Annotated in this window: 18 protein-coding genes; 9 read left to right on the forward strand and 9 right to left on the reverse strand. The window is 64.0% G+C overall.

Going from position 1 to position 19,153, the window contains the following annotated elements; all coding sequences use genetic code 11:
• Nucleotides 1–117: 117 nt before the first annotated feature.
• Nucleotides 118–1,089 (forward strand): AraC family transcriptional regulator, encoded by a 972-nt coding sequence (locus NK8_RS23660; protein ID WP_213230516.1) that lies wholly within the window; start codon nt 118–120, stop codon nt 1,087–1,089.
• Between the two features lie 28 nt (nt 1,090–1,117).
• Here NK8_RS23660 and NK8_RS23665 read toward each other — a convergent pair whose 3' ends face one another.
• A complete protein-coding gene (locus tag NK8_RS23665) occupies nt 1,118–2,233 on the reverse strand; it encodes an NADH:flavin oxidoreductase (RefSeq protein ID WP_213230518.1) in 1,116 nt (371 codons plus the stop codon).
• Nucleotides 2,234–2,338: 105 nt separating this feature from the next.
• On the opposite strand from NK8_RS23665, the gene NK8_RS23670 reads away from it, so the two are divergent.
• Nucleotides 2,339–3,235: a LysR family transcriptional regulator gene (locus tag NK8_RS23670; protein ID WP_213230520.1), complete on the forward strand. Its 897-nt coding sequence runs from the start codon at nt 2,339–2,341 to the stop codon at nt 3,233–3,235.
• A 383-nt stretch (nt 3,236–3,618) separates the two neighbouring features.
• Here NK8_RS23670 and NK8_RS23675 read toward each other — a convergent pair whose 3' ends face one another.
• Nucleotides 3,619–4,539: a LysR family transcriptional regulator gene (locus NK8_RS23675; protein ID WP_162068514.1), complete on the reverse strand. Its 921-nt coding sequence runs from the start codon at nt 4,537–4,539 to the stop codon at nt 3,619–3,621.
• A gap of 125 nt (nt 4,540–4,664) precedes the next feature.
• Here NK8_RS23675 and NK8_RS23680 point away from each other — a divergent pair, with 125 nt between their 5' ends.
• The 3 genes from NK8_RS23680 to NK8_RS23690 are packed head-to-tail and all read left to right on the forward strand — an operon-like array spanning nt 4,665 to nt 7,915.
• Complete coding sequence (locus tag NK8_RS23680; protein WP_213230521.1) at nt 4,665–6,014, forward strand: MFS transporter; 1,350 nt, start codon at nt 4,665–4,667, stop codon at nt 6,012–6,014.
• The gene (locus tag NK8_RS23685) at nt 6,011–6,835 is read left to right on the forward strand and encodes a sugar phosphate isomerase/epimerase (protein WP_213230523.1); all 825 of its coding nucleotides are present in this window, start codon (nt 6,011–6,013) and stop codon (nt 6,833–6,835) included. Before NK8_RS23680 ends, NK8_RS23685 begins: the two co-directional genes overlap by 4 nt.
• 39 nt (nt 6,836–6,874) lie before the next feature.
• Nucleotides 6,875–7,915, forward strand: a complete 1,041-nt coding sequence (locus NK8_RS23690) for a Gfo/Idh/MocA family protein (RefSeq protein ID WP_213230525.1) — start codon at nt 6,875–6,877, stop codon at nt 7,913–7,915.
• Nucleotides 7,916–8,007: 92 nt separating this feature from the next.
• Here NK8_RS23690 and NK8_RS23695 read toward each other — a convergent pair whose 3' ends face one another.
• The 5 genes from NK8_RS23695 to NK8_RS23715 form a co-directional block, all read right to left on the reverse strand.
• The gene (locus tag NK8_RS23695; RefSeq protein ID WP_061176365.1) at nt 8,008–8,247 is read right to left on the reverse strand and encodes a hypothetical protein; all 240 of its coding nucleotides are present in this window, start codon (nt 8,245–8,247) and stop codon (nt 8,008–8,010) included.
• 232 nt (nt 8,248–8,479) lie between these two features.
• Nucleotides 8,480–8,911 (reverse strand): hypothetical protein, encoded by a 432-nt coding sequence (locus tag NK8_RS23700; RefSeq protein ID WP_213230527.1) that lies wholly within the window; start codon nt 8,909–8,911, stop codon nt 8,480–8,482.
• 241 nt (nt 8,912–9,152) lie between these two features.
• Nucleotides 9,153–10,616, reverse strand: coding sequence for an aldehyde dehydrogenase family protein (locus NK8_RS23705; protein WP_225936358.1), 1,464 nt, complete (start codon nt 10,614–10,616; stop codon nt 9,153–9,155).
• A 17-nt stretch (nt 10,617–10,633) separates the two neighbouring features.
• Nucleotides 10,634–11,584: an agmatinase gene (speB, locus tag NK8_RS23710; protein ID WP_213230531.1), complete on the reverse strand. Its 951-nt coding sequence runs from the start codon at nt 11,582–11,584 to the stop codon at nt 10,634–10,636.
• A 111-nt stretch (nt 11,585–11,695) separates the two neighbouring features.
• The gene (locus NK8_RS23715; protein ID WP_213230533.1) at nt 11,696–12,541 is read right to left on the reverse strand and encodes a LuxR C-terminal-related transcriptional regulator; all 846 of its coding nucleotides are present in this window, start codon (nt 12,539–12,541) and stop codon (nt 11,696–11,698) included.
• 214 nt (nt 12,542–12,755) lie between these two features.
• Between NK8_RS23715 and NK8_RS23720 the strand changes: the two genes are divergently transcribed.
• The 4 genes from NK8_RS23720 to NK8_RS23735 all read left to right on the forward strand — a co-directional run bounded on the left by NK8_RS23720 (nt 12,756) and on the right by NK8_RS23735 (nt 17,223).
• Nucleotides 12,756–13,103, forward strand: a complete 348-nt coding sequence (locus NK8_RS23720) for a cupin domain-containing protein (RefSeq protein WP_061176360.1) — start codon at nt 12,756–12,758, stop codon at nt 13,101–13,103.
• Between the two features lie 49 nt (nt 13,104–13,152).
• Nucleotides 13,153–14,586, forward strand: coding sequence for an FAD-binding oxidoreductase (locus NK8_RS23725; RefSeq protein ID WP_213230535.1), 1,434 nt, complete (start codon nt 13,153–13,155; stop codon nt 14,584–14,586).
• A 29-nt stretch (nt 14,587–14,615) separates the two neighbouring features.
• Nucleotides 14,616–15,551 carry a LysR family transcriptional regulator gene (locus NK8_RS23730; protein WP_213230537.1) on the forward strand — a complete coding sequence of 312 codons (936 nt, stop codon included), beginning with the start codon at nt 14,616–14,618 and terminating at the stop codon, nt 15,549–15,551.
• A 115-nt stretch (nt 15,552–15,666) separates the two neighbouring features.
• Complete coding sequence (locus NK8_RS23735; RefSeq protein WP_213230539.1) at nt 15,667–17,223, forward strand: cytosine permease; 1,557 nt, start codon at nt 15,667–15,669, stop codon at nt 17,221–17,223.
• A gap of 167 nt (nt 17,224–17,390) precedes the next feature.
• On the opposite strand, the gene NK8_RS23740 is transcribed toward NK8_RS23735, so the two are convergent.
• Together NK8_RS23740 and NK8_RS23745 are read right to left on the reverse strand one after the other, a co-directional pair.
• On the reverse strand, nt 17,391–18,083 hold the full coding sequence (locus tag NK8_RS23740; RefSeq protein ID WP_213230541.1) for a transcriptional regulator: 693 nt from the start codon (nt 18,081–18,083) through the stop codon (nt 17,391–17,393).
• The gene (locus NK8_RS23745; protein ID WP_213231527.1) at nt 18,080–19,036 is read right to left on the reverse strand and encodes an ornithine cyclodeaminase family protein; all 957 of its coding nucleotides are present in this window, start codon (nt 19,034–19,036) and stop codon (nt 18,080–18,082) included. Before NK8_RS23745 ends, NK8_RS23740 begins: the two co-directional genes overlap by 4 nt.
• Nucleotides 19,037–19,153: the final 117 nt, after the last annotated feature.

The raw sequence follows: 19,153 nt of genomic DNA on the forward strand, positions 1-19,153 counted from the left end.
TGGACCTCGTTCGGTGGTGGTTAGGAGCCTCCACTTTAGAGTTGCCGGATGAGCTTGTTGAGTCGCTAAATTCTCAATATCATGCTCAAAAGTCTCATCGTGTCATTCGAGGTAAGCATGTCGATGTCGATTGATTGGCTGAGCCGCCTGCTCGGCATGATGACCGTGCGCGGTCAGCTTGAGCTTCGCTGTTCGTACGGCGCGCCGTGGGAAGTGATCTACGCCGATTCAGACGCGGGCGAGATGCCGTATCACATCGTGCTCGGCGGATCGGCCGTGCTGGAGACGCCCGGCGGCGGCAAGCCGCAACATCTGCGCGCGGGGGACATCGTGATGCTCACACACGGTTCGGCGCATACGCTTCGCGATGGCAGCGGGGCGCGGCCGAAGCCTGCCCGGCAACGCGCGGCGCTCAACCTGATCATCAGCGAAAACAAGGGCGCCGGCGAGCGTCTGGACATGCTGTGCGGACGGATCATCCTGGCGCCGCCGCATGACCGCTTCGTTCGTGCGTATCTGCCGGCGCGGCTCGTAGTCCGTACGTCGACAGCGAAGGGCAGCGGACAGGACGCGGCGCTGGAACAGTTGAATGGTCTCGTCGCGCTGATGCGCACGGAATCGATCGCCGGCAATCTCGGCGGCTACGCGATGATGAACGCGCTGTCGGCGGCGCTTTTCGCGCTGGCGTTGCGTGCGAGCGCGGAGTCCGACGAAGCGCCCGCCGGTCTGTTGACGCTCGCGGGACATTCGCGTCTGTCGCCCGCGCTCGTCGCGATCTTCAACGATCCTGCGCGTGACTGGACCCTGCCGGAACTGGCGAGTCTATGCAGCATGTCGCGCGCAACATTGATCCGTCATTTTCAGAACAAGGTGGGACGTTCACCCATCGATCTGCTGACCAGCGTCCGAATGGCGCTGGCGGCAAATGAGCTGAAGAGGCCAGGCGTATCGACCGAAGTGGTGGCCGAGACCGTCGGCTATCAATCCGTGGCGGCCTTCAGGCGTGCGTTCAGTCAGCACTTCGACATGACGCCGGCGCACTGGCGGCGCTCGAACGTGGAGACGCAGCAGGCGCGTGTAGAGGACTGAGGATACGCGCCCGCGCTCACAATCGCGTTCAGGCGGAGAACTGCATCGCTAACTCGTCGTCCTTGATGCTGGCGATGGGTTGCAGTATCGAGCTATCGAACTGCCTCGGTTCGCGCCCGCTCGCGAGAATCATCGGCAAATCGGGATTGGCGAGCGCGCCGCGTCCGACCGTCACGATGTCCGCGCCGGACCCGAGCGCATGGGCGATACGGTCGGCCGTATGCAAGCCGCCATTCGCGATGATCGTCACCTCCGGCGCGTAGCGGCGCGCCAGCGCGATGAAGCTGTCGCGCGTGCCTTCGAATGCGGGCTGCCACGCTTCGTGCTCGGTCACGTGGATGAAGTTCACGCCTGCGTCGGCGAGCGTGCCGAAGATCACTTCTGCGTCCGCCTCGCCGCCGGGCCACTTCGACGCGAAGTCGTTGACCTTGCCCTGCGAGATGCGGATGCCGACCGGCACTGCATTGCCGACGCCGAGCCGGACCGACTTCACGACATCGACGAGCAGTTGTACTCGCGCCCTCGTGCTGCCACCCCAACGGTCGTTTCTGAGATTCGTGTGTGCGCCCAGAAACTGGTCGAGCAGATAGCCATTCGCGCCGTGAATTTCCACACCGTTGAATCCCCCGATATTCACCGCGCGCTGCGCCGCCTGCACGAAGCCCCGGATCGCTTCATCGATCTCGGCATCCGTCATCTGCCTGGGCTCGGGATACGGTCCATCGCCGTAATAGAACGCCATCTGTTCGCCTTTGGGCCGAACGGCCGATGGCGCCACCGTGTGCTTGCGATAAACATTGCCCTGACTCAGCGCGCCTGCGTGCATCAGTTGCGCGAATACGCGTGCGCCATGTGCCTGCATGTCGCGATTGAAGGCTGCCCATGCGCGCGCCTGTTCGTCATCGGCCAGGCCAGGCTGAAAACGGTATCCTTGCGAAAACGCCTTGTCGGTATAGATACCTTCTGTCGTTACGAGGCCGAAGCCGCCTTTCGCGAACCGACCGTAGTAGTCGAACATCGTCTGTGTCGGATGGCCGTATTCGGTGGCCGTGATGCGCGTCATCGGGGCGACTGCGATGCGGTTGCGCACTGCAATGCCGTTGCCGGCGTACGGGGTAAGGATCTGCGAGGTGAAGTCGTTCATTTCGCGGCTCTTCAAGGAAGGAAAGTGACTTCATCCTAGGCGTTGGGAGGGCGGGAAAACAGACGTCGAATGGTGAAGCCGCCGTAACGTTATCGGATATAAACCATGTTCCTTCCAGACGTTCGAACCTTCCTCGCGGTTGCGTCGGCGGGCAGTCTTTCCGCTGCGGCGCGCCAGCTCGACGTCGTCCCCATGCAGGTATCGCGTCGCATCGCCGTGCTGGAAGAAGATCTCGGCGTGCGTCTTTTTCATCGGACGACCCGATCGCTCACGCTGACTGCCGAAGGTGAAGCGTTCGTCCCATTTGCCACGGCGATGGTGGATGCGGAATCCGGCGCGCGCGCCGAGCTCAGCCCGTCGGAGGGAAAGGCGTCGGGTGTGCTTCGTTTGACGGCGCCAAGCGGGTTCGGACAATCCGTCGTGCTGCCCATGCTTGCGAGTTTGCTTGAAGCCAATCCGGAGCTTCGCATCGACCTCGATCTTTCGGATCGTCAGGTGGATATCGTCGGGCAGGGCCTCGACGTGGCCTTGCGGATTGCGCCGTTGGAGGACTCCGAGCTGGTGGCGAAGAAGATCGCTCCCAATCCTCGCCTCGTTTGCGCCGCGCCGTCCTATCTGAAGAAACACGGACGACCTTCGACGGTTGCCGACCTGGACAATCACGCCTGTATCCGACTGAGTACCGTGCGACGGTGGCCGCTTGTCGTCGACGGAGCGCTGACTCGCAAGCGCGTGGATGCTTGTTTCACCACGACCAGTGTCGAAGCGGCGCGAACCGCTGCCGTGCAAGGGCTCGGACTCGCGCAGTTGACGTATTGGGACGTCTTCCGGCAATTAGCCGACAACTCGCTGGTGCAGATTCATTTGGAGGATGCGGCGATGGAGGACTTGTCGGTCTGGGCGGTGATGCCGAGCAGGCGATACGTTCCAAACAGGGTGAGCGTCTTTCTCGGCGCGCTGCAAAGTCAGATCGCCGAACTCAGCGAAGGACTCCGACGCTGAGCACAGCCTACCTCCGATTTCGGGGCGTTGCCCCTTTCCCGCGAAGGCGATGGGCAGTCGAGTGGCGTCTTGCCGAACTGACTAATCAAACAGAAAATGCAATATCAAGACAACCTGGTCCGGCAAAACAGTAACTATCGGCAGCGGAAATCCCGGGGCGCAGTTTAATACTGCATCAGCGATTTGAAGTCGGCGACGACAACGCCGGTGCAGGCCCCAAAGATACAAGTCAGATAGCCAACCCAACCTAGCATGAACAAGCTCCACACATGCACGCGATCGCCCCAAGACGCAAAAGCGCCACCACTCTCCCCCCTTCACGCGGCGCCGCCTCAAAGAATGCCCGCTAAATATCGACGATCGCGCGCACTAACTTGAAGAGGTCAATGCTCGACTTCCGGATTCATATCGAGCGCAAAAGGACCACAACTGAATTGATCTTTCAGGAACTCGAGGCACACCCTCACCTTCGCAGAATTCGCTGACCTGCTGCTCAGGACCGCCCAGATGTCGGCGGGCTCCGAGTACTGCGCCAGGACGCGCACCGCCTGTCCGCTGCGAATCGCATCGGCAATATCCCATACCGACAGCAAACAGATGCCTTTCCCGTCGAGACACCAGTTTCGGACTACGTCGCTCATGTTCGATCCGAAGCGGCTCGTCACTTTCACGGATTCGAAGCCCTTCGGCCCCTCGAGACGCCAGGTGCCGAACGCCTGCTCACGCTCCCGGTACAGCAGGCATTCGTGTTCCGCGAGTTCGGCCAGCGAAGCCGGAGCGCCGTGCCGGCTCAGGTAGTCCGGCGCGGCAACCAGCAAGCGGCGGTTGCTGGCGAGGCGATGCGCTATCAGCTGCGGCTGCGTCGGATCCCCGAAGCGAATGTCGATGTCGATATTCTCGTTGATGAGATCGGTGCGCCGGTCGAGCAGCTCCAGCCAGACATCGAGCTTCGGATACTGATTGCCCAGACTCGAAAGGATCGGCGCGACATGCAGCCGGCCCAGACGCAGGCTCGTGCTGATGCGCAGCAGTCCGGAGAGTTCGCTGCGCGTGCTTTGCAAAGTCTCCGTCATCGACGTCACGTCTTCCAGAATCCTTCGCGCCCATTGATAGGCGATCTCGCCATCTGCGGTGATCGCGACACGCCGCGTGGTGCGATGAAACAGCCGCACTGCAAGCGTCGCTTCGAGAATCGCAATCCGCTTGCTGACGTGCGCCGGCGTGGTGCCAAGCTCTTTTGCCACGGCGGCAAAACTCGCCCGCCGCGCCGCGATGCAAAAGACTTTCAGGTCGTCGATATCCATACACCGATTCTAAACGAAGTGTGAATGATGAAACAACGAAAGCTCCGTTGATATCCAAAGTGTTGTCTATAGAATCGCCTCAGATGCTGCCTTCGAGGCGGACTTTCACAACAGTGGAGACAACGATGAAATACGCATCAGGCGTTCAGGCTGGCGACGCGGCGTCCGCGACCGCGCGCCGCACGCGCGCTCGCTTCGGCATTCTCGGATTGCTCGCAGTCGGCACGATGATCAACTATCTCGACCGCAGCGTCGCTGGCATCGCCGCGCCGAACATGAGCCACGACCTCGGACTGACTCCCGCGACGATGGGTGTCATCTTCTCGGCGTTCTCGTGGACCTATACGGCTTCGCAGATTCCGGGCGGCATTCTGCTCGACCGCATCGGCACCAAATGGACGTATTTCTTCGCCCTGACGCTGTGGTCGCTCTTCACCGGCCTGCAAGGGCTGGCGCTGGGCTTCGTCACGCTGCTGATCCTGCGCCTCCTGGTGGGCATGGCCGAAGCGCCCTGCTTTCCGACCAACAGCCGGGTCGTCGCCACCTGGTTTCCACAGAGCGAGCGGGCACGCGCGACAGGCGTCTACACGTTCGCGGAATACGCGGGGCTGGCATTCCTCAGCCCGCTTCTCTTCTGGCTCGAGCACCGTTACGGATGGCGCGCGCTGTTCGGAATCGTGGGCGCTGTGGGGATCGTTTTCGGCTGGATCTGGCTCGCGCGCTTCAGGGAACCGCATGAGTCCAGCCGTGCGAATCGCGCGGAACTGCAACATATCGAAGCCGGCGGCGGCGTGGTGAGTAGCGGCCGCATCCATGTGCGCTTTCAGTGGTCGCACCTCGTCGCGATCCTGAAAGAGCGCCGCATGCTCGGCATCTGCATCGCACAGTTCGCGAGCAATGCGACCAACGTTTTCTTTCTCACGTGGTTTCCGACCTATCTGGTGACGGAACGCCATATGCCCTGGCTCAAGGTCGGGATACTCGCCGTGCTGCCCTTTATCGCGGCTTCCGTCGGCACGCTCGCGGGCGGCTGGATTTCCGACGCGATGCTTCGTCGAGGCATGTCGCTCAACTGGGCCCGCAAGCTGCCTGTGACGGCGGGCCTCCTCACCGGATCGACCATTGTCCTCGCGAACTTCGTCGACTCGACGGAAGCGGTGATCGCCATTCTGTGCGTCGCGTACTTTTCGCAGGGACTCTCGGCGCTGGCGTGGATGATCGTCTCCGATATCGCGCCGAAAGGACTGCTCGGCCTGAGCGGCGGCATCTTCAACCTGTTCGCGAATGCTTCCGGAATCGTGACGCCGCTCGTCATCGGGCTGATCGTCAACGCCACCGGATCGTTCGTGTATGCGCTGGCGTTCGTCTCCGCCATCACCCTGGTGGGCGCGTTCTGCTACCTCTTCGTGGTCGGCGACATCAAGCGCATCGAACTCGAAGCCTCTTCTTTCGAAAGCAAGGATGTCAATCAATGAACGCATTTCGAATCGGCGTAGCGCACCTCACCGCGCTGGAACTGAATCCGTCCGAACTCGTGATGGAGAGCGCGAGAGCAGGCTTCACCGCAGTCGGACTGCGCACCAGTCCCGTGGCGCCGGGCGCAATCCACTATCCGCTGAAGGCCGGCAGCGCTGAACATCGCCGGCTCGCCCGCTTGCTCGACGATCACGGCATGACCGTTCGCGAGGTCGAGTTCATCCCGATTCTGCCGGAGATCGTCGTCTCCTCTTACGAAGCGATGTTCGAAGCGGCAGCGGGACTGGGCGCGCAGACCGTGACCGTGTCCGGTGACGACAGCGACTTTTCGCGCCTCGTCGCAAACTTCGTGGCGCTGTGCGACCTCGCCGCGGGCTTCGGCTTGCGGATCGATCTCGAGTTCATGCGCTGGCGGCATGTCGGCACCCTCGGCGACGCGCGACGCGTGCTCGACGCCGCCGAAAGGCCGAACGGCTCGATTCTGGTCGATGCATTGCATCTGATGCGCTCCGGAGGCACGCCTGCCGATGTGAGTGAACTCCCGGCCGCGTACCTGCACGCAGTCCAGATTTGCGACGCGCCAGCGGTCTCGCCGGTGGGCGACGACGCGATCATCCGGGAGGCGCGCGAGGGCCGCCTGCCGCCCGGCCAGGGTGCGTTGCCGCTCGCGGGGCTAATGCGTTCACTACCGTCCCATACGCTCATCAGCGCCGAAATGCCGTTCGCGGCGCTCAAGGCCGCCGAACGGCTCGCGCTGGCGTTCAAGGCATCGAAGCAAGTGATCGAGCAAAGCCTGCTTGACGAGCAGCGGTCGGCCTGAGCGCGTCCCTGTTTTCCAACGAACCTGAAAATCTCAATCATGAGCAAAATGCCCGTAGCCGTGATCGGCGCTGGATTGATCGGCAAGGTACATATCGACCTGGCCGCCAGGCATGACGAAGTATCACTCGCGGCAATCGCCGATCCGACCGATGCGGCCAAACAAATGGCTGCGTCCTTCAACGTACCGTGGTTTGCGGACTACCGGGCGATGCTCGATACCGTGAAGCCGAAAGGCGTGGTCATCGCGACGCCCAACGCCACGCATGCGCGCATCGCGCTCGATTGCATCGAGCGCGGCGTTGCGGTGATCGTGGAGAAGCCGATCGCGCATACGGTCGAGGACGCAAAGCGCATCAGCGACGCTTCCCGCGAGTTCCGGATCCCGGTGCTCGTGGGCCACCAGCGGCGACACAATCCGATCGTGCGCCGTGCGCGCGAGATCGTCGCATCGGGGCGCCTCGGAAAGCCTGTGAGCGCAACGGCCCTGTGCACCTGGCTCAAGCCCGATGACTACTTCAATACCTCGTGGCGACGCACGGAAGGCGGCGGCCCGATCCTCATCAATCTGATCCACGATATCGATTTGCTTCGTCATCTCTTCGGCGACCTCGAGAGCCTTCAGGCGGTCACATCGAATGAGACGCGTGGATTCGAAGTTGAAGACACCGCGGCAGTCGTGCTGAAGTTTCGCAACGGAGCGCTCGCGACGGTCAGCGTAAGCGATACCGTCGCGGCACCGTGGAACTACGACCTCGCTGCAGGAGAAGTCGAACGCTTCCCGCGTCAGGACGTCAATTCCCACTACCTCTGCGGTACAGACGCTTCACTGACGCTTCCGCGGCTCGAACTGTGGGAATACCGCAGCGGTAAAGGATGGCATGACCCGTTGACGCGGGAACGCACCGCGCCCCATGCCGGCTGCCCCTACACCGAGCAGCTTCGTCATTTCCGGGCGGTGGTCGATGGTACTGAGGCACCGATCTGCTCGGCGCTCGACGGACTGCGCACGCTCGAAGCAACTACGGCCGTGCATGTCGCCGCGAAGTCGGGAAGCACTGTGTACCTGCCCGGCGATTGACTGCATGACGCTTGTCGACGCAAAAGCGCCGGAGCCTGAAACGAGATCGCGATGCACCGTCTGATGCATCGCTGTCCGATGTCGTTTCGCGTTCAGAGCAGACGCGGGTCTTGCGCCTGAGGAACCGGTTGCCCAGGCCACGATACCGGAATGTGCAGATCCTTCAGGATCGCGGCGAGGCCGGGCAACGACGCCGGAATGGACGGCGGCAATGGACCGGGGTTGCCGTTCGGCGGCAGGGTGATCGTGGCGATGCCGCCGCGAATGGAGGACATCGCATCGCGATGCAGGGTGTCGGTGCGCGGCAGATCGTTGATGGTCAGCGTAGTCATGGCTGGTCTCCTGGCAAAAATAAAGTGAATGGCGTGAAAGTCGCCACCCGGTCTTCTGCATAGGGCGTGCCAATGAGCGTGCAAGACATCGATTTCCGGCTTGTGTCGAATTTTATGCGCAGGTTCAGGTTGCTCGAAGTCGAATTCGCGCGCGTGTTCGCCTCACGCGATGGGCGCGAACAACAGTCCGATCGTGTGATGTCGGCAAACGCCAGACATTTTCAAGTGAGCTCTAACGATCGTACGAATATGCGCGACTGAAGGGCGCCGACGCGTGGCGCAGTGCATCGCGCAGGGCGACGCACTGCGTGATGCCCGAACTGCGCGCCTCTTCGAAACCGCCCTCCCCGGCGCTCACCGCGACGACGCGATGCGCAGGCGTCGCGAGCGTATGAAGCGCCATCGCATAGCGCGACTCGCTTGCACCCGATGACAGAATCGATGAGAAGTACGTAACACCTTCGTCGCCGAGCTTGTCGGCGATGGCGTCGTTCAGGCGCGCGGCATCGAGGTCGCTCACCAGCGCAAGCGGATAGCCGTCGTCACGCATGGTCTGCAGGAAGCGTTTGAGGGAGGCGTCATGCACGTGCGCCGCCTGTTTCGTGTCCTTGCCGCCTGCGGTCCAGACGGAGTCCATGTTCGCCACGATCGCGTCGATTGCCATTTGCTGTCTCCCAGAGTCGCTGAATGCGTGTGTCGCCAGAGGTATGAGCGCTATTGACGACTTCGAGAGCAAAACTATAAGGCCCCTGAAATATTTGCGCTATTTAGCATTTATAACCGACTCATAAGTTTTCACTAATGTGAGAGACGACGACCTTCCGTCAGTCGAGGTCAGAGCCGCCCGCGCAGGGCGTGACTTTGACCGGCGGCATGCCGCCGGTCAAAGTCGACTGCGCGCGACGTCAGCCGCGCGACACGATGGCGTGGCGCAATTCCTGATAGCTGCGCAATCCGGCGACGCCGAGTTCGCGGCCCATGCCGCTCAGGCCGAGTCCGCCCCAGCACACCTGCGGAAAGATCAGTTGTGGCGTGTTGATCCACACGAGGCCCGCGCGCAGCGCTCGGCGATAGCGGCGCGCGGCATCTTCATCGCGCGTCACGACGGTCGCGACGAGTCCGTACCGCGTGTCGTTGGCGAGCGCGATGGCTTCGTCGTCGGTGCGGAAGGATTTCACGCACGCGACCGGTCCGAACACCTCTTCGGTCCATAACACGTTCGCCGTATCCGGTTCCGCGATGACCACGGGCGCCATGAAAAAGCCTTCTGCGCAGGCATTTTCGAGCGCACCGCTGAACGCGACAGCCGCGCCGCCCGCGATGCCTTGCTCGAGCAGCGCCTGAACGCGCTCACGCTGGGCGCGCGACACGAGCGGCCCCATCGCGACATTGTCGATGTGAGGCGGCGCGACTACGAGCGCGCGCACGGCCGCTTCGAAAGCCGCGACGAACTTGCGATAGACATCGTCGTGCACGATGATGCGCGACGTGGCCGAGCACATCTGCCCCGCGTTCGTGAACGCGCCGCCCACCGCGAGCGCGACCGCATGCTCGACGTCCGCGTCGGCGCGCACGATCAGCGCGGACTTGCCGCCGAGTTCGAGCGTCAGCCGCTTCATGTCCTGCGCAGCGGCCTGCATGACCTTGCGGCCGACCGCCGTGCTGCCGGTGAACGAAATCTTGTCGACGAGCTGATGCGCCGCGAGCAGCGCGCCCACCTCGCCGCCGCCGTTCACGAGATTCACGACGCCATCGGGCACGCCCGCCGCCGTCATGATCTCCGCGAGCCGATGCTCGACCGGCGAGGTGAATTCGGACGGTTTCAGCACTGCCGTGCAGCCGGCCGCGAGCGCGGGCGCGATCTTCCACGCGGTCGTGACCATCGGGAAATTCCACGGCACGATCAGTGCGGCCACGCCCACCGCTTCGTAATGCCGTTCGCCTGTCACGGTGTCGTCGGGCAGCGCGAGCGTATCGGCGGCGAAGAGCGACGCGTCGGCGCACAGGTCCGCGTAGTAATCGAAAGTGGCGATGGCGTCGCTCACGTCGGTGTCGGCTTCGAGCGGCGGCTTGCCGCTCACCCGCTGCTGCATCGAAGAGAGCTGCGCGCGGTTCGCCGCGAGCAGCTCGGCGATCCCGCGCAACACCTTGCCGCGCGCGGCGGGCGGCTGGTTGCGCCATGCATCGAGCGCGCCGTGCGCGGCACTCACGGCGGCATCGACTTGCGCGGCATCGGCGTGTTCCTGCCAGCCGATGATCTCGCCCGTGGAAGCATTGTGGATCGCGTTGCCCGCTTCCCGGTTCGACGCGTCGACACGCATGCCCGCGATCGTCGCGGCGGGCAGCGCGAATGAAGTGTGATTGGTCATGATCGTCCTCGCGTGGTTCATCGGTAGGCGACGCCCGGCATCACGCAGAGCATCTCGAACGCGAGATTGGCGCCGACGAGCGCGGTCGTGCCGGCCTGATCGTAAGGCGGCGAGACCTCGACGAGATCCGCGCCCACGACGTTGAGCCCTTTCATGCCGCGCACGATTTCGAGGCCCTGCTGCACGCTCAGGCCGCCCACTTCGGGCGTGCCGGTGCCGGGTGCGAACGCGGGATCGAGCCCGTCGATATCGAAGCTCAGATACACGGGCGTGTCGCCCACGCGCGCGCGCACTTCTTCCATCAGCGGCGCGAGCGAGCGGTTCCAGCACGCTTCGGCCTGCACCACGGTGAAGCCCTGTTCGCGGCACCAGTCGAAGTCGTCGGCGTGATAGCCGGTGCCGCGCAAACCGATCTGCGTGACCTTGTCGCACCGGAGCAGGCCGTCTTCGACCGCGCGGCGAAACGGCGTGCCGTGCGCGATCTTCTCGCCGAACATCGTGTCGTTGACGTCGGCATGCGCGTCCACGTGCACCACGGCGACCTTGCCGTATTTCTTGTGCAACGCGCGCAGGATCGGCCACGCGATCGTGTGATCGCCGCCGAGCGTGATCGGACGGCAGCCGTTTGCGACGATCGCGTCGTAAGCCGACTCGATCAGACGCATCGAGTCCTTCAGGTCGTACGGGTTCGTGGCTACATCGCCCAGATCGGCCACTTGCAGCGAATCGAAGGGCGCGGCGCGCGTCGCCATGTTGTAGGGGCGCAGCAGCACGGATTCCGAGCGGATCTGGCGCGGCCCGAAGCGCGCGCCCGAGCGGTTCGACGTGCCGATATCGAGCGGCACGCCGACGAAACATGCGTCGAGGCCATCGGCGCTGGCCGCCTGCGGCAGGCGCATCATCGTCGCGATGCCGCCGAAGCGCGGCATGTCGTTGCCGCCGAGCGGCTGGTTGAGTTCGCGCTGCATGGGAGTCTCCCGTCATCGTAATGTGGACGGGCCGATGTTAGGCGACGCCTGCGCCGCGCGAATCACGAAGTGGGAATGTTTACATCGAACCCGGTCTATGTGAACGGGCCTTCAGAGCGCTGCCAGACGGGAGCAAGTCTGGCCCCACGCGATCAGGTCGCGCTTGGTGCGCACGCCGAGCTTCGCGAACGCGCGCTTCACATACGACTCGGCCGTGCCGATTCGCACGCCGATGATCTCAGCGGCTTCCGGCACCGTGCGGCCCGTGATGAGGTGCGCGCAGATTTCGTACTCGCGTTTGGACAGACGCACGTGGTCGGCGGCGATGCGCGCATCGAATTGCGCGAGCGGATGCAGGAACGATGTGGGATGCGCGACACGTCGCGCGGCGCTCGTCGAGGCGTGAAGCTCCAGCAGCGGAAACAGAAATTCGCTCACCTTGCGAAAGCGGTTCATCTCGGCGAGCGTGAACGGCGGCGCATCGAGCGCGCGTTCGAGCGCGATCGAATCCTGCGCGTGCGGCGTGCCGCGCGCGAGCACGCATTCGTGCGCGATCAGCGCTTCGTCGAAGAGGCGCTGACGAAATTCGCCGGGCGGTATCGCGCCGATGTCGCGCACCACGAGCAGCGTGCCGATCTTGCCGCGAATGCCCGCGAAAAGCGGATCGCTGTCGTAGAAGCGGTCGTAGTAGAGCGTCATGACTTCGGAGATCACGCCGCTGTCCATGCCCACGCCGCTGCTGCCGATCCATTCGCGGCGAAAGCCGGTGGGCCTGCTGTGATCGACACGCGAGCGCTCGATGTGCACGACATTGAGCGGCACGATTTCATTGAGAAACAGCGTGAGACGCGGCACGAAATCGGGTGTGCCGACCGCTTCGATCACTTGCCCGAGCGCCTTGAACGAAAGCGGAAAGTCGGCTGAGTCGCGGTTGAGCGGGGGTACGTTGAGCAGCATTGCGCGCCCCAGAGAAAAGGCAGTCCGATTTTAGCCCATGCGCCGCAATGCCCGCCACACGGGGTTTCCAGCGAATACTCCGCGCGCTCTACGTGTTTACCCGCGAATCAGGAAACACGTTTTGCCTCCCCTGAGGGGGGGCATACCGGGGCGTCCCGAATCGGTAACTTTCCTCCACCGATTCAATTGAAAACCGACGCAATCAAGGACGCACATGAGCAAGCTGATTCAGGACATCGCGCCGCTGGGCGCAGGCATTGGCCAATTCACGAAGCTGGACTACGGCATGGACGAAAGCGACTGGCGCGCTGCGCAAGGCCAGAACGGCAACTACGTGATCGGCTGGTGGGAAGGCAAGGTCGGCGCCGTCGATTTCCCCGCGACGACCGCCGACGAAGCCGTGTGGCTCGTCGAAGGCAGGATCGCGCTGACCGACGTGAACGGCGGCCGCAAGGAGTTCGAAGCGGGACAGGGATATCTCTTGCCGGCGGGCTTCGCGGGCCGCTGGGAAACCATCGAAGACGCGAAGAAGTTCTACATCGTGCTCGAACCGCAGCAATAACCGTCGTCGAACGCCGCCGCCCGCACGGCAGCCGAACAGGAGACCAGGCATGAACGACCGCGCCCAATTTCTCGAAGCGGAGGTGGCCGCGCCCGCGCTCAGCGTCGAAGAAGCGCTCGCCCACACGAAGCTCTTTCCCTACTGGCTCGACAATCCCGCCGAGCCGCCCGCCGAAGCCGCGCTCACGAGCGAGACGCGCGCCGATCTGCTGATCGTCGGCGGCGGCTTCACCGGCCTGTGGGCCGCGGTGCAGGCGAAGGAGCAGATGCCCGAACTCGATGTCGTGCTGATCGAAGCGGGACAGGTCGCGCACGGCGCGTCGGGGCGCGCGGGCGGCATCATTTCGACCTCGGTGATGCACGGCCTGCCCAACGCCGTGCGGGTGTTTCCGAACGATATCGCCGAGCTGGAGGAATTCGGGCAGCGCAATCTCGATGGCTTCGAAGCGACGCTCAAGCGCTACGACATCGACGCCGACATCGAATGGAACGGCGAGATGACGGTGGCGGTCGACCCCGATCACGTCGATCATCTGCGCGCCGATTTCGACCTGCACAAGTCTTACGGCCACGATGTCGAACTGCTCGACGCGGCGGCCACGCGCGCGCAGCTCGATTCGCCGCTGTTCGCGGGCGCGCTCTGGTCGCGCAACCGCAGCGGCATCGTGCATCCGGCCAAGCTCGCGTGGGGCCTCAAGCGCGCGGCGCTCAAGCTCGGGGTGCGGCTCTACGAAAACACGCCGCTGATGAGCGTGAGCGACGAAGGCGCGAGCGTCTTCGTGAAGACGCCCGCGGGCACGGTGCGCGCGACGCGCGTGCTGTTCGGCAGCGGCACCGCGAAGGTCGGCATTGCGGATATCAACCGGCGCGTGCTGCAGGTGCGCGATCACGTGCTCGCCACCGAGCCGCTCACCGACGAACAACTCTCGCGCATCGGCTGGGCGCAGCGTCAGGGCATTTACGACACGCGCACGCAGCTCAACTATTTCCGTCTCACGAAGAACAACAACATCATCTTCGGCGGCCTCGTGAGCTATCACTTCGATGGCGATCCCAATCCGCCGGGCGACCAGAACCGCGAAACGTATTACCGGCTCGCGCAGGCGTTCTACACGACCTTTCCGCAATTGAGCGACGTGCGCTTCTCGCATGCGTGGGGCGGCCCGATCGATTACTGTTCGCGCGGTTCGGTGTTCGCGAAGCGCTATCTCGGCGACAAGGCCGTGTTCGTCGCGGGCTACACGGGTTTCGGCGTGGCCGCGAGCCGCTTCGGCGCGTTCATGGGCCTGAACATCCTGTTCGATCGCGACAGCCCCGAGCGCGCGCTCGATATCGCCAATCAAAGCCCCACCTACATTCCGCCCGAGCCGGTGCGCTGGCTGGCCGCGAAGGTGACCTTCCACGCGTTCGACGGCGCCGATGCCGAAGGCGGCTGGAAACGCGCGTGGATCAAGGGCATCAAGGCGATGGGTTTCCCCATGTGAACGCGGCGTTGCCAACGCGAGCCATCCGCATGTTCTCCAATACTTCCGATCTCGACCTGCGCCTCGTGCGCGTCTTTCTCGCCGTGGTCGACGCACGCGGCATCACCGCCGCCGAAGCGACGCTCGGCGTGCGCCAGTCGACCATCAGCTCGCAGCTTTCCGCGCTGGAGGCGCGCATGGGCTTCAGGCTGTGCGAGCGCGGGCGCGGCGGCTTCCGGCTCACGTCGAAGGGCGAGCGCTTCGTCGCATCGGCGCGCGCGCTGATCGCCGCGACCTCGCAGTTCGTCGCACAGGTGCGCGATATCGACCGCAAGCTCGTGGGCACCTTGTCGATCGGTCTGATCGGCCAGGCGTCGCACGTCGAGAACGCGCGCCTCGCCGAAGCGATCGGCGCATTCCGCAAGCGCGATCAGGCCGTGCGCTTCGCGATGCACGTCGCGCCGCCGCAGGAACTCGAAGAGAGCCTCGTCAATTCGCAACTCGATCTCGCGATCGGTTACTTCTGGCATCGGGTCGCGGGGCTGTCGTACAGCCGCCTGTTCAGCGAACGGCAGGTGATCTGCTGCGGGCGCGGTCATCCGCTCTTTCATGGCGGACCGGATGTGACGCTCGACCAGTTGCGCGCGCACGACTGGATCTGGCGCAGCTATCCCGTGCCCGAGGAACTCGCGAGCATCGGCGAGCGCAGGGTGACGGCCATCGCGGACAGCATCGATGCGGCCACCGTGCTGATTCTGTCGGGCAGTCATATCGGCTATCTGCCCGCGCATCACGCGGAAAGCTTCGAGCGGCGCGGCCTGATCCGCGTGCTCGGGCGCACCGCGTTCGGCTTCGACGTGCCGCTGCATCTCGCGATGAAGCGCGGCACGGCCGACCAGCCGATCGTGCGAGCGTTCTGTGAGGACCTTTTCGGCGTCTATGGCACGCGTGCGCACGAGCGTGACGTCCGCGTGAAACACGCCTGAACTAGCAGTGGAAGCATGAGCATGGTTTATTCGAGTGCATCAGAGTGACCGCCACATAACGACAGTGCGGTAGCAGGCGCGACGCGCCTGACGACACCTAAAGGAGCGAGACAATATGGCTGACAGCACGAGCATCACGCAGATCGAAACATTCGGTTTCGAGCGCATTCCCGACGCGTCGCGATATGCGCGGCCCATCGATCTATTCCGGCTGCTGTTCGGCGGCTGCAACACGTTTTCGACATCGGTGCTCGGCAGCTTTCCGATCCTCGTCGGCCTCTCGTTCGAGGCGAGCCTGTGGGCGATCATCCTCGGCGTGCTCGCGGGCACCTGCATCCTCGCGCCGATGAGCCTGTTCGGGCCGCGCAACGGCACGAGCGATCCGGTTTCGTCGGGCGCGCACTTCGGCATTCACGGGCGGATCGTCGGCTCGTTTCTCGCGGTGCTGACCTCGGTCGCGTTCTTCTCGCTCGCGGTGTGGAGTTCGGGCGACGCCCTCGTGGGCGGCGCGCACGACATGGTCGGCCTGCCCGTCAATCCGTGGACGCTCGGCACGGCGTACATGGTGTTCGCCGTGCTCGTGCTGATCGTGTGCATCTACGGCTTTCGCTTCATGCTGTGGGTGAACAAGATCGCGGTATGGGCGGCGAGCCTCATGTTCGTGCTCGGCGCGTTCGCCTTCGCGAACGCCTTCGACATGCACTACGCGGGCACGCTCCAGCACGGCAGCGCGGGCTTCTGGGCCGCGTTCATCGGCGCTGCGCTGGTGGCGCTCAGCAATCCGGTGTCGTTCGCTTCGACGCTCGGCGACTGGGCGCGCTACATTCCGCAAGCAACGCCGCGTCATCGCGTGATGGGCGCCGTGTTCGTCGCGCAGATCGCGACCTTCGTGCCGTTCTTCTTCGGCCTCGTCACCGCGACGATCATCGCGACGAAGGCGCCGAGCTACATCAGCGCGAACGACTACGTGGGCGGCCTGCTCGCCGTGTCGCCGCGCTGGTTCCTCTTGCCGATGTGCCTCATCGCGATCATCGGCGGGATGTCGACGGGCACGACCGCGCTCTACGGCACGGGCCTCGACATGTCGAGCATGTTTCCGCGCTTCCTCAACCGGGTGCGCGCGACGATGCTGATCGGCACGCTCGCCATCGGCTTCATTTTCGTCGGCCGCTTTGCGTTCAATCTCGTCGAAAGCGTGGCGACGTTCTCAACGCTCATCTGCACCTTCAGTTGCCCGTGGATGGCGATCATGGTGATCGGCTTCCTGCAGCGCCGCGGCTTCTATCTCGCCGACGATCTGCAGGTGTTCAACCGCGGCGGCCGCGGCGGCCATTACTGGTTCACGCATGGCTGGAACTGGCGCGCAATGGGCGCGTGGCTGCCGGCGGCGTTCGTCGGCCTCGCGTTCGTGAATCTGCCGGGGCAGTTCGTCGGGCCGCTCGGCGCGCTCGCGGGCGGCTGCGATCTGAGCGTGCCGGTGTCGTTCGCCGTCGGCGGGGTGCTGTATCTGGCGATGCTGTGGCGCTTTCCCGAACCCGACGCCGTGTACGGCCCGCAAGGACGCCGGTTCTTCGGCGCACGGCAGCAGCGACAGCGCGGGCGCAACGCCGCGCCGGTCGCCGTGGGCTCGCGCGTGCATAACCTCGCGAGGAGTCGCGAGCAGGCCGAGTGACACCGCAGTTCAAGACCTGAAGCGCGGGCGCGCGATGCGCGTCGCGCGCTCCGTCCGGCACGCTTCACATTCGACGTCGACTCGACGGGTCGGATTTCATCGAGCCGGCTGGCGCGGCGTCCATCGCTACGACGAGCGACTCGGTACCACACCGAAAAATCGATTGTTCAGGCTTCGCCCTTCATCTCGCGCAGATGCTTGTATACCGTCGCGCGTCCCATCCCGAGCACCTTGGCGACATAGTTGGCTGAGCTCTTGCCCTTGAACGCGCCCTGAGCATGCAGCGCTTCGACGAGTTCGCGCCGGTGATCGCGCGTGAGCGAGTTGAGCGCAATCTGCCGCTCGCGGAGCCACCCGTGCAGGAAGGTGTTGATACGCTCCTGCCAATCGTCCTTGAACAGCTCGACAGGCTGTGCCACGACGCCCGCACCGCGCAGGAAGAGATCGAGCGTGGAGCGGATGTCGTCGAAGGCTGCAATGTTGAAGTTGATGCACATCACGCCTGCGGCATTGCCCGCATCGTCGAACAGCACCGTACTCATGCAGCGCATGCGGCGTCCGTCCCAGTTGAGCTTCTCATAGGGACCAACACGGCGCTCGCGCGCAGTTTCCTCGACGTCTTCCAGCGCCGAGTCATCGCCAATCTCGCGCTTGGAGAGATTGTTCGACAGATACGCGATCGTCTGGTCGGAGAGATCGTGAATCACCACTTCCGCATAGGGGAAGAAAAGCGTCGTGATGCTGTCCGCGATGTGCGCATAGCGCGCGAGCAGCGCTTCGCGGGCGGATTGAACGGGCGTGGGCGTCTTGCGTCGTGGCATGGAAGTAGAGATCAGTTCGGGCCGTCGAAGGCCGATCATACCGCCAGCGCCGCCGCGCGCCGCTTCACGAGATGGACATAGAGCGCATGCGCGACCGCAATATCCTCGAGGCCGAGGCCGATCGAGCGAAAAAACACGGAACGTTCGTGCGAGGGCGCAGGACACGCGCCGCGCGCAAGCTCCGCAAGGTCCCCGACGACCGCCTCCGGCGACCAGCCGTGACGTTCCCGGGCGATCACCATTTCGCCCGCGCTCGACGGCGTCGTCTGCCGATAGTCGCAGTAGACATCGAGCAGGCTCAGCATTGCCGGATCGATCTCGTGCGCGAGCGCGACGTTCGTGCTGATCGAGGTGACGAGCGCGGGTTGCGTGAGCGCATCGAGCGCGAGCACCGGCGTACCCGAGGATGTGCAGAGCATCACGACATCCGCGTCGCGTACGCACTCTTCAGCCGAAGCCGCGACGCGCACCCGCGCGTCGATCGCCTGCAGCGCACTCGCGCGCTCGCTGACAAGACGCGGCGAGTAGATGCGGATCTCCGACCATTCGCGTAACGGCGCGACATGCCGCAGATGCGCAAGCGCGACGCTCCCCGAGCCAATGATCGCAAGACGCTCGCTCGATTGGCGCGCAAGGCGCTCGACCGCGAGCGCTGTCGTGCCCGCCGTGCGCTCGGTCGTGAGGCGAGCCGAATCGCACCACATCAGCGGCGCGCCGGTACGCATCGACATGAGCGTGGTCCAGGCAGTGACGATCGGCGCGCCCGGCTGCGCCAGATACGGCGAGAGCTTGGCGCCGAATACCTCGTGCTTTGCGAGCGCCCCGAGATAGGTGATGAAATCACCCGCGCTCTTCGGGAAAAGCGTCAGTGTCTGCGGCGGCTGCACGGCTTCGCCCTCGCCGAGTGCGGCGAACATCTCGTGGAGCGCGCCGCGGATATCGAGCGAGGGCAGCGCCAGCCGCACTTCGTCGTCGTGAACGATGAAAGGCATCTGTTCGGCGCGCGCGCCAAGCCCCGATTCTTCGGACAGAGAAATCATTTGAAAGCCTCCGGTTCAGATCCGTCAAAACAGACATTTTTGTCTATTCTAGACTTTTATTTTATTTTT

It is taken from the genome of Caballeronia sp. NK8 (assembly GCF_018408855.1).
In the GTDB taxonomy this organism is placed as follows: Bacteria; Pseudomonadota; Gammaproteobacteria; order Burkholderiales; family Burkholderiaceae; genus Caballeronia.

Coding starts and splice junctions, on each gene's coding strand:
- NK8_RS23660 (WP_213230516.1), top strand. CDS start 118: ATGTCGATGTCGATTGATTGGCTGAGCCGCCTGCTCGGCATGATGACC.
- NK8_RS23665 (WP_213230518.1), bottom strand. CDS start 2,233: ATGAACGACTTCACCTCGCAGATCCTTACCCCGTACGCCGGCAACGGC.
- NK8_RS23670 (WP_213230520.1), top strand. CDS start 2,339: ATGTTCCTTCCAGACGTTCGAACCTTCCTCGCGGTTGCGTCGGCGGGC.
- NK8_RS23675 (WP_162068514.1), bottom strand. CDS start 4,539: ATGGATATCGACGACCTGAAAGTCTTTTGCATCGCGGCGCGGCGGGCG.
- NK8_RS23680 (WP_213230521.1), top strand. CDS start 4,665: ATGAAATACGCATCAGGCGTTCAGGCTGGCGACGCGGCGTCCGCGACC.
- NK8_RS23685 (WP_213230523.1), top strand. CDS start 6,011: ATGAACGCATTTCGAATCGGCGTAGCGCACCTCACCGCGCTGGAACTG.
- NK8_RS23690 (WP_213230525.1), top strand. CDS start 6,875: ATGAGCAAAATGCCCGTAGCCGTGATCGGCGCTGGATTGATCGGCAAG.
- NK8_RS23695 (WP_061176365.1), bottom strand. CDS start 8,247: ATGACTACGCTGACCATCAACGATCTGCCGCGCACCGACACCCTGCAT.
- NK8_RS23700 (WP_213230527.1), bottom strand. CDS start 8,911: ATGGCAATCGACGCGATCGTGGCGAACATGGACTCCGTCTGGACCGCA.
- NK8_RS23705 (WP_225936358.1), bottom strand. CDS start 10,616: ATGACCAATCACACTTCATTCGCGCTGCCCGCCGCGACGATCGCGGGC.
- speB (WP_213230531.1), bottom strand. CDS start 11,584: ATGCAGCGCGAACTCAACCAGCCGCTCGGCGGCAACGACATGCCGCGC.
- NK8_RS23715 (WP_213230533.1), bottom strand. CDS start 12,541: ATGCTGCTCAACGTACCCCCGCTCAACCGCGACTCAGCCGACTTTCCG.
- NK8_RS23720 (WP_061176360.1), top strand. CDS start 12,756: ATGAGCAAGCTGATTCAGGACATCGCGCCGCTGGGCGCAGGCATTGGC.
- NK8_RS23725 (WP_213230535.1), top strand. CDS start 13,153: ATGAACGACCGCGCCCAATTTCTCGAAGCGGAGGTGGCCGCGCCCGCG.
- NK8_RS23730 (WP_213230537.1), top strand. CDS start 14,616: ATGTTCTCCAATACTTCCGATCTCGACCTGCGCCTCGTGCGCGTCTTT.
- NK8_RS23735 (WP_213230539.1), top strand. CDS start 15,667: ATGGCTGACAGCACGAGCATCACGCAGATCGAAACATTCGGTTTCGAG.
- NK8_RS23740 (WP_213230541.1), bottom strand. CDS start 18,083: ATGATCGGCCTTCGACGGCCCGAACTGATCTCTACTTCCATGCCACGA.
- NK8_RS23745 (WP_213231527.1), bottom strand. CDS start 19,036: ATGCCTTTCATCGTTCACGACGACGAAGTGCGGCTGGCGCTGCCCTCG.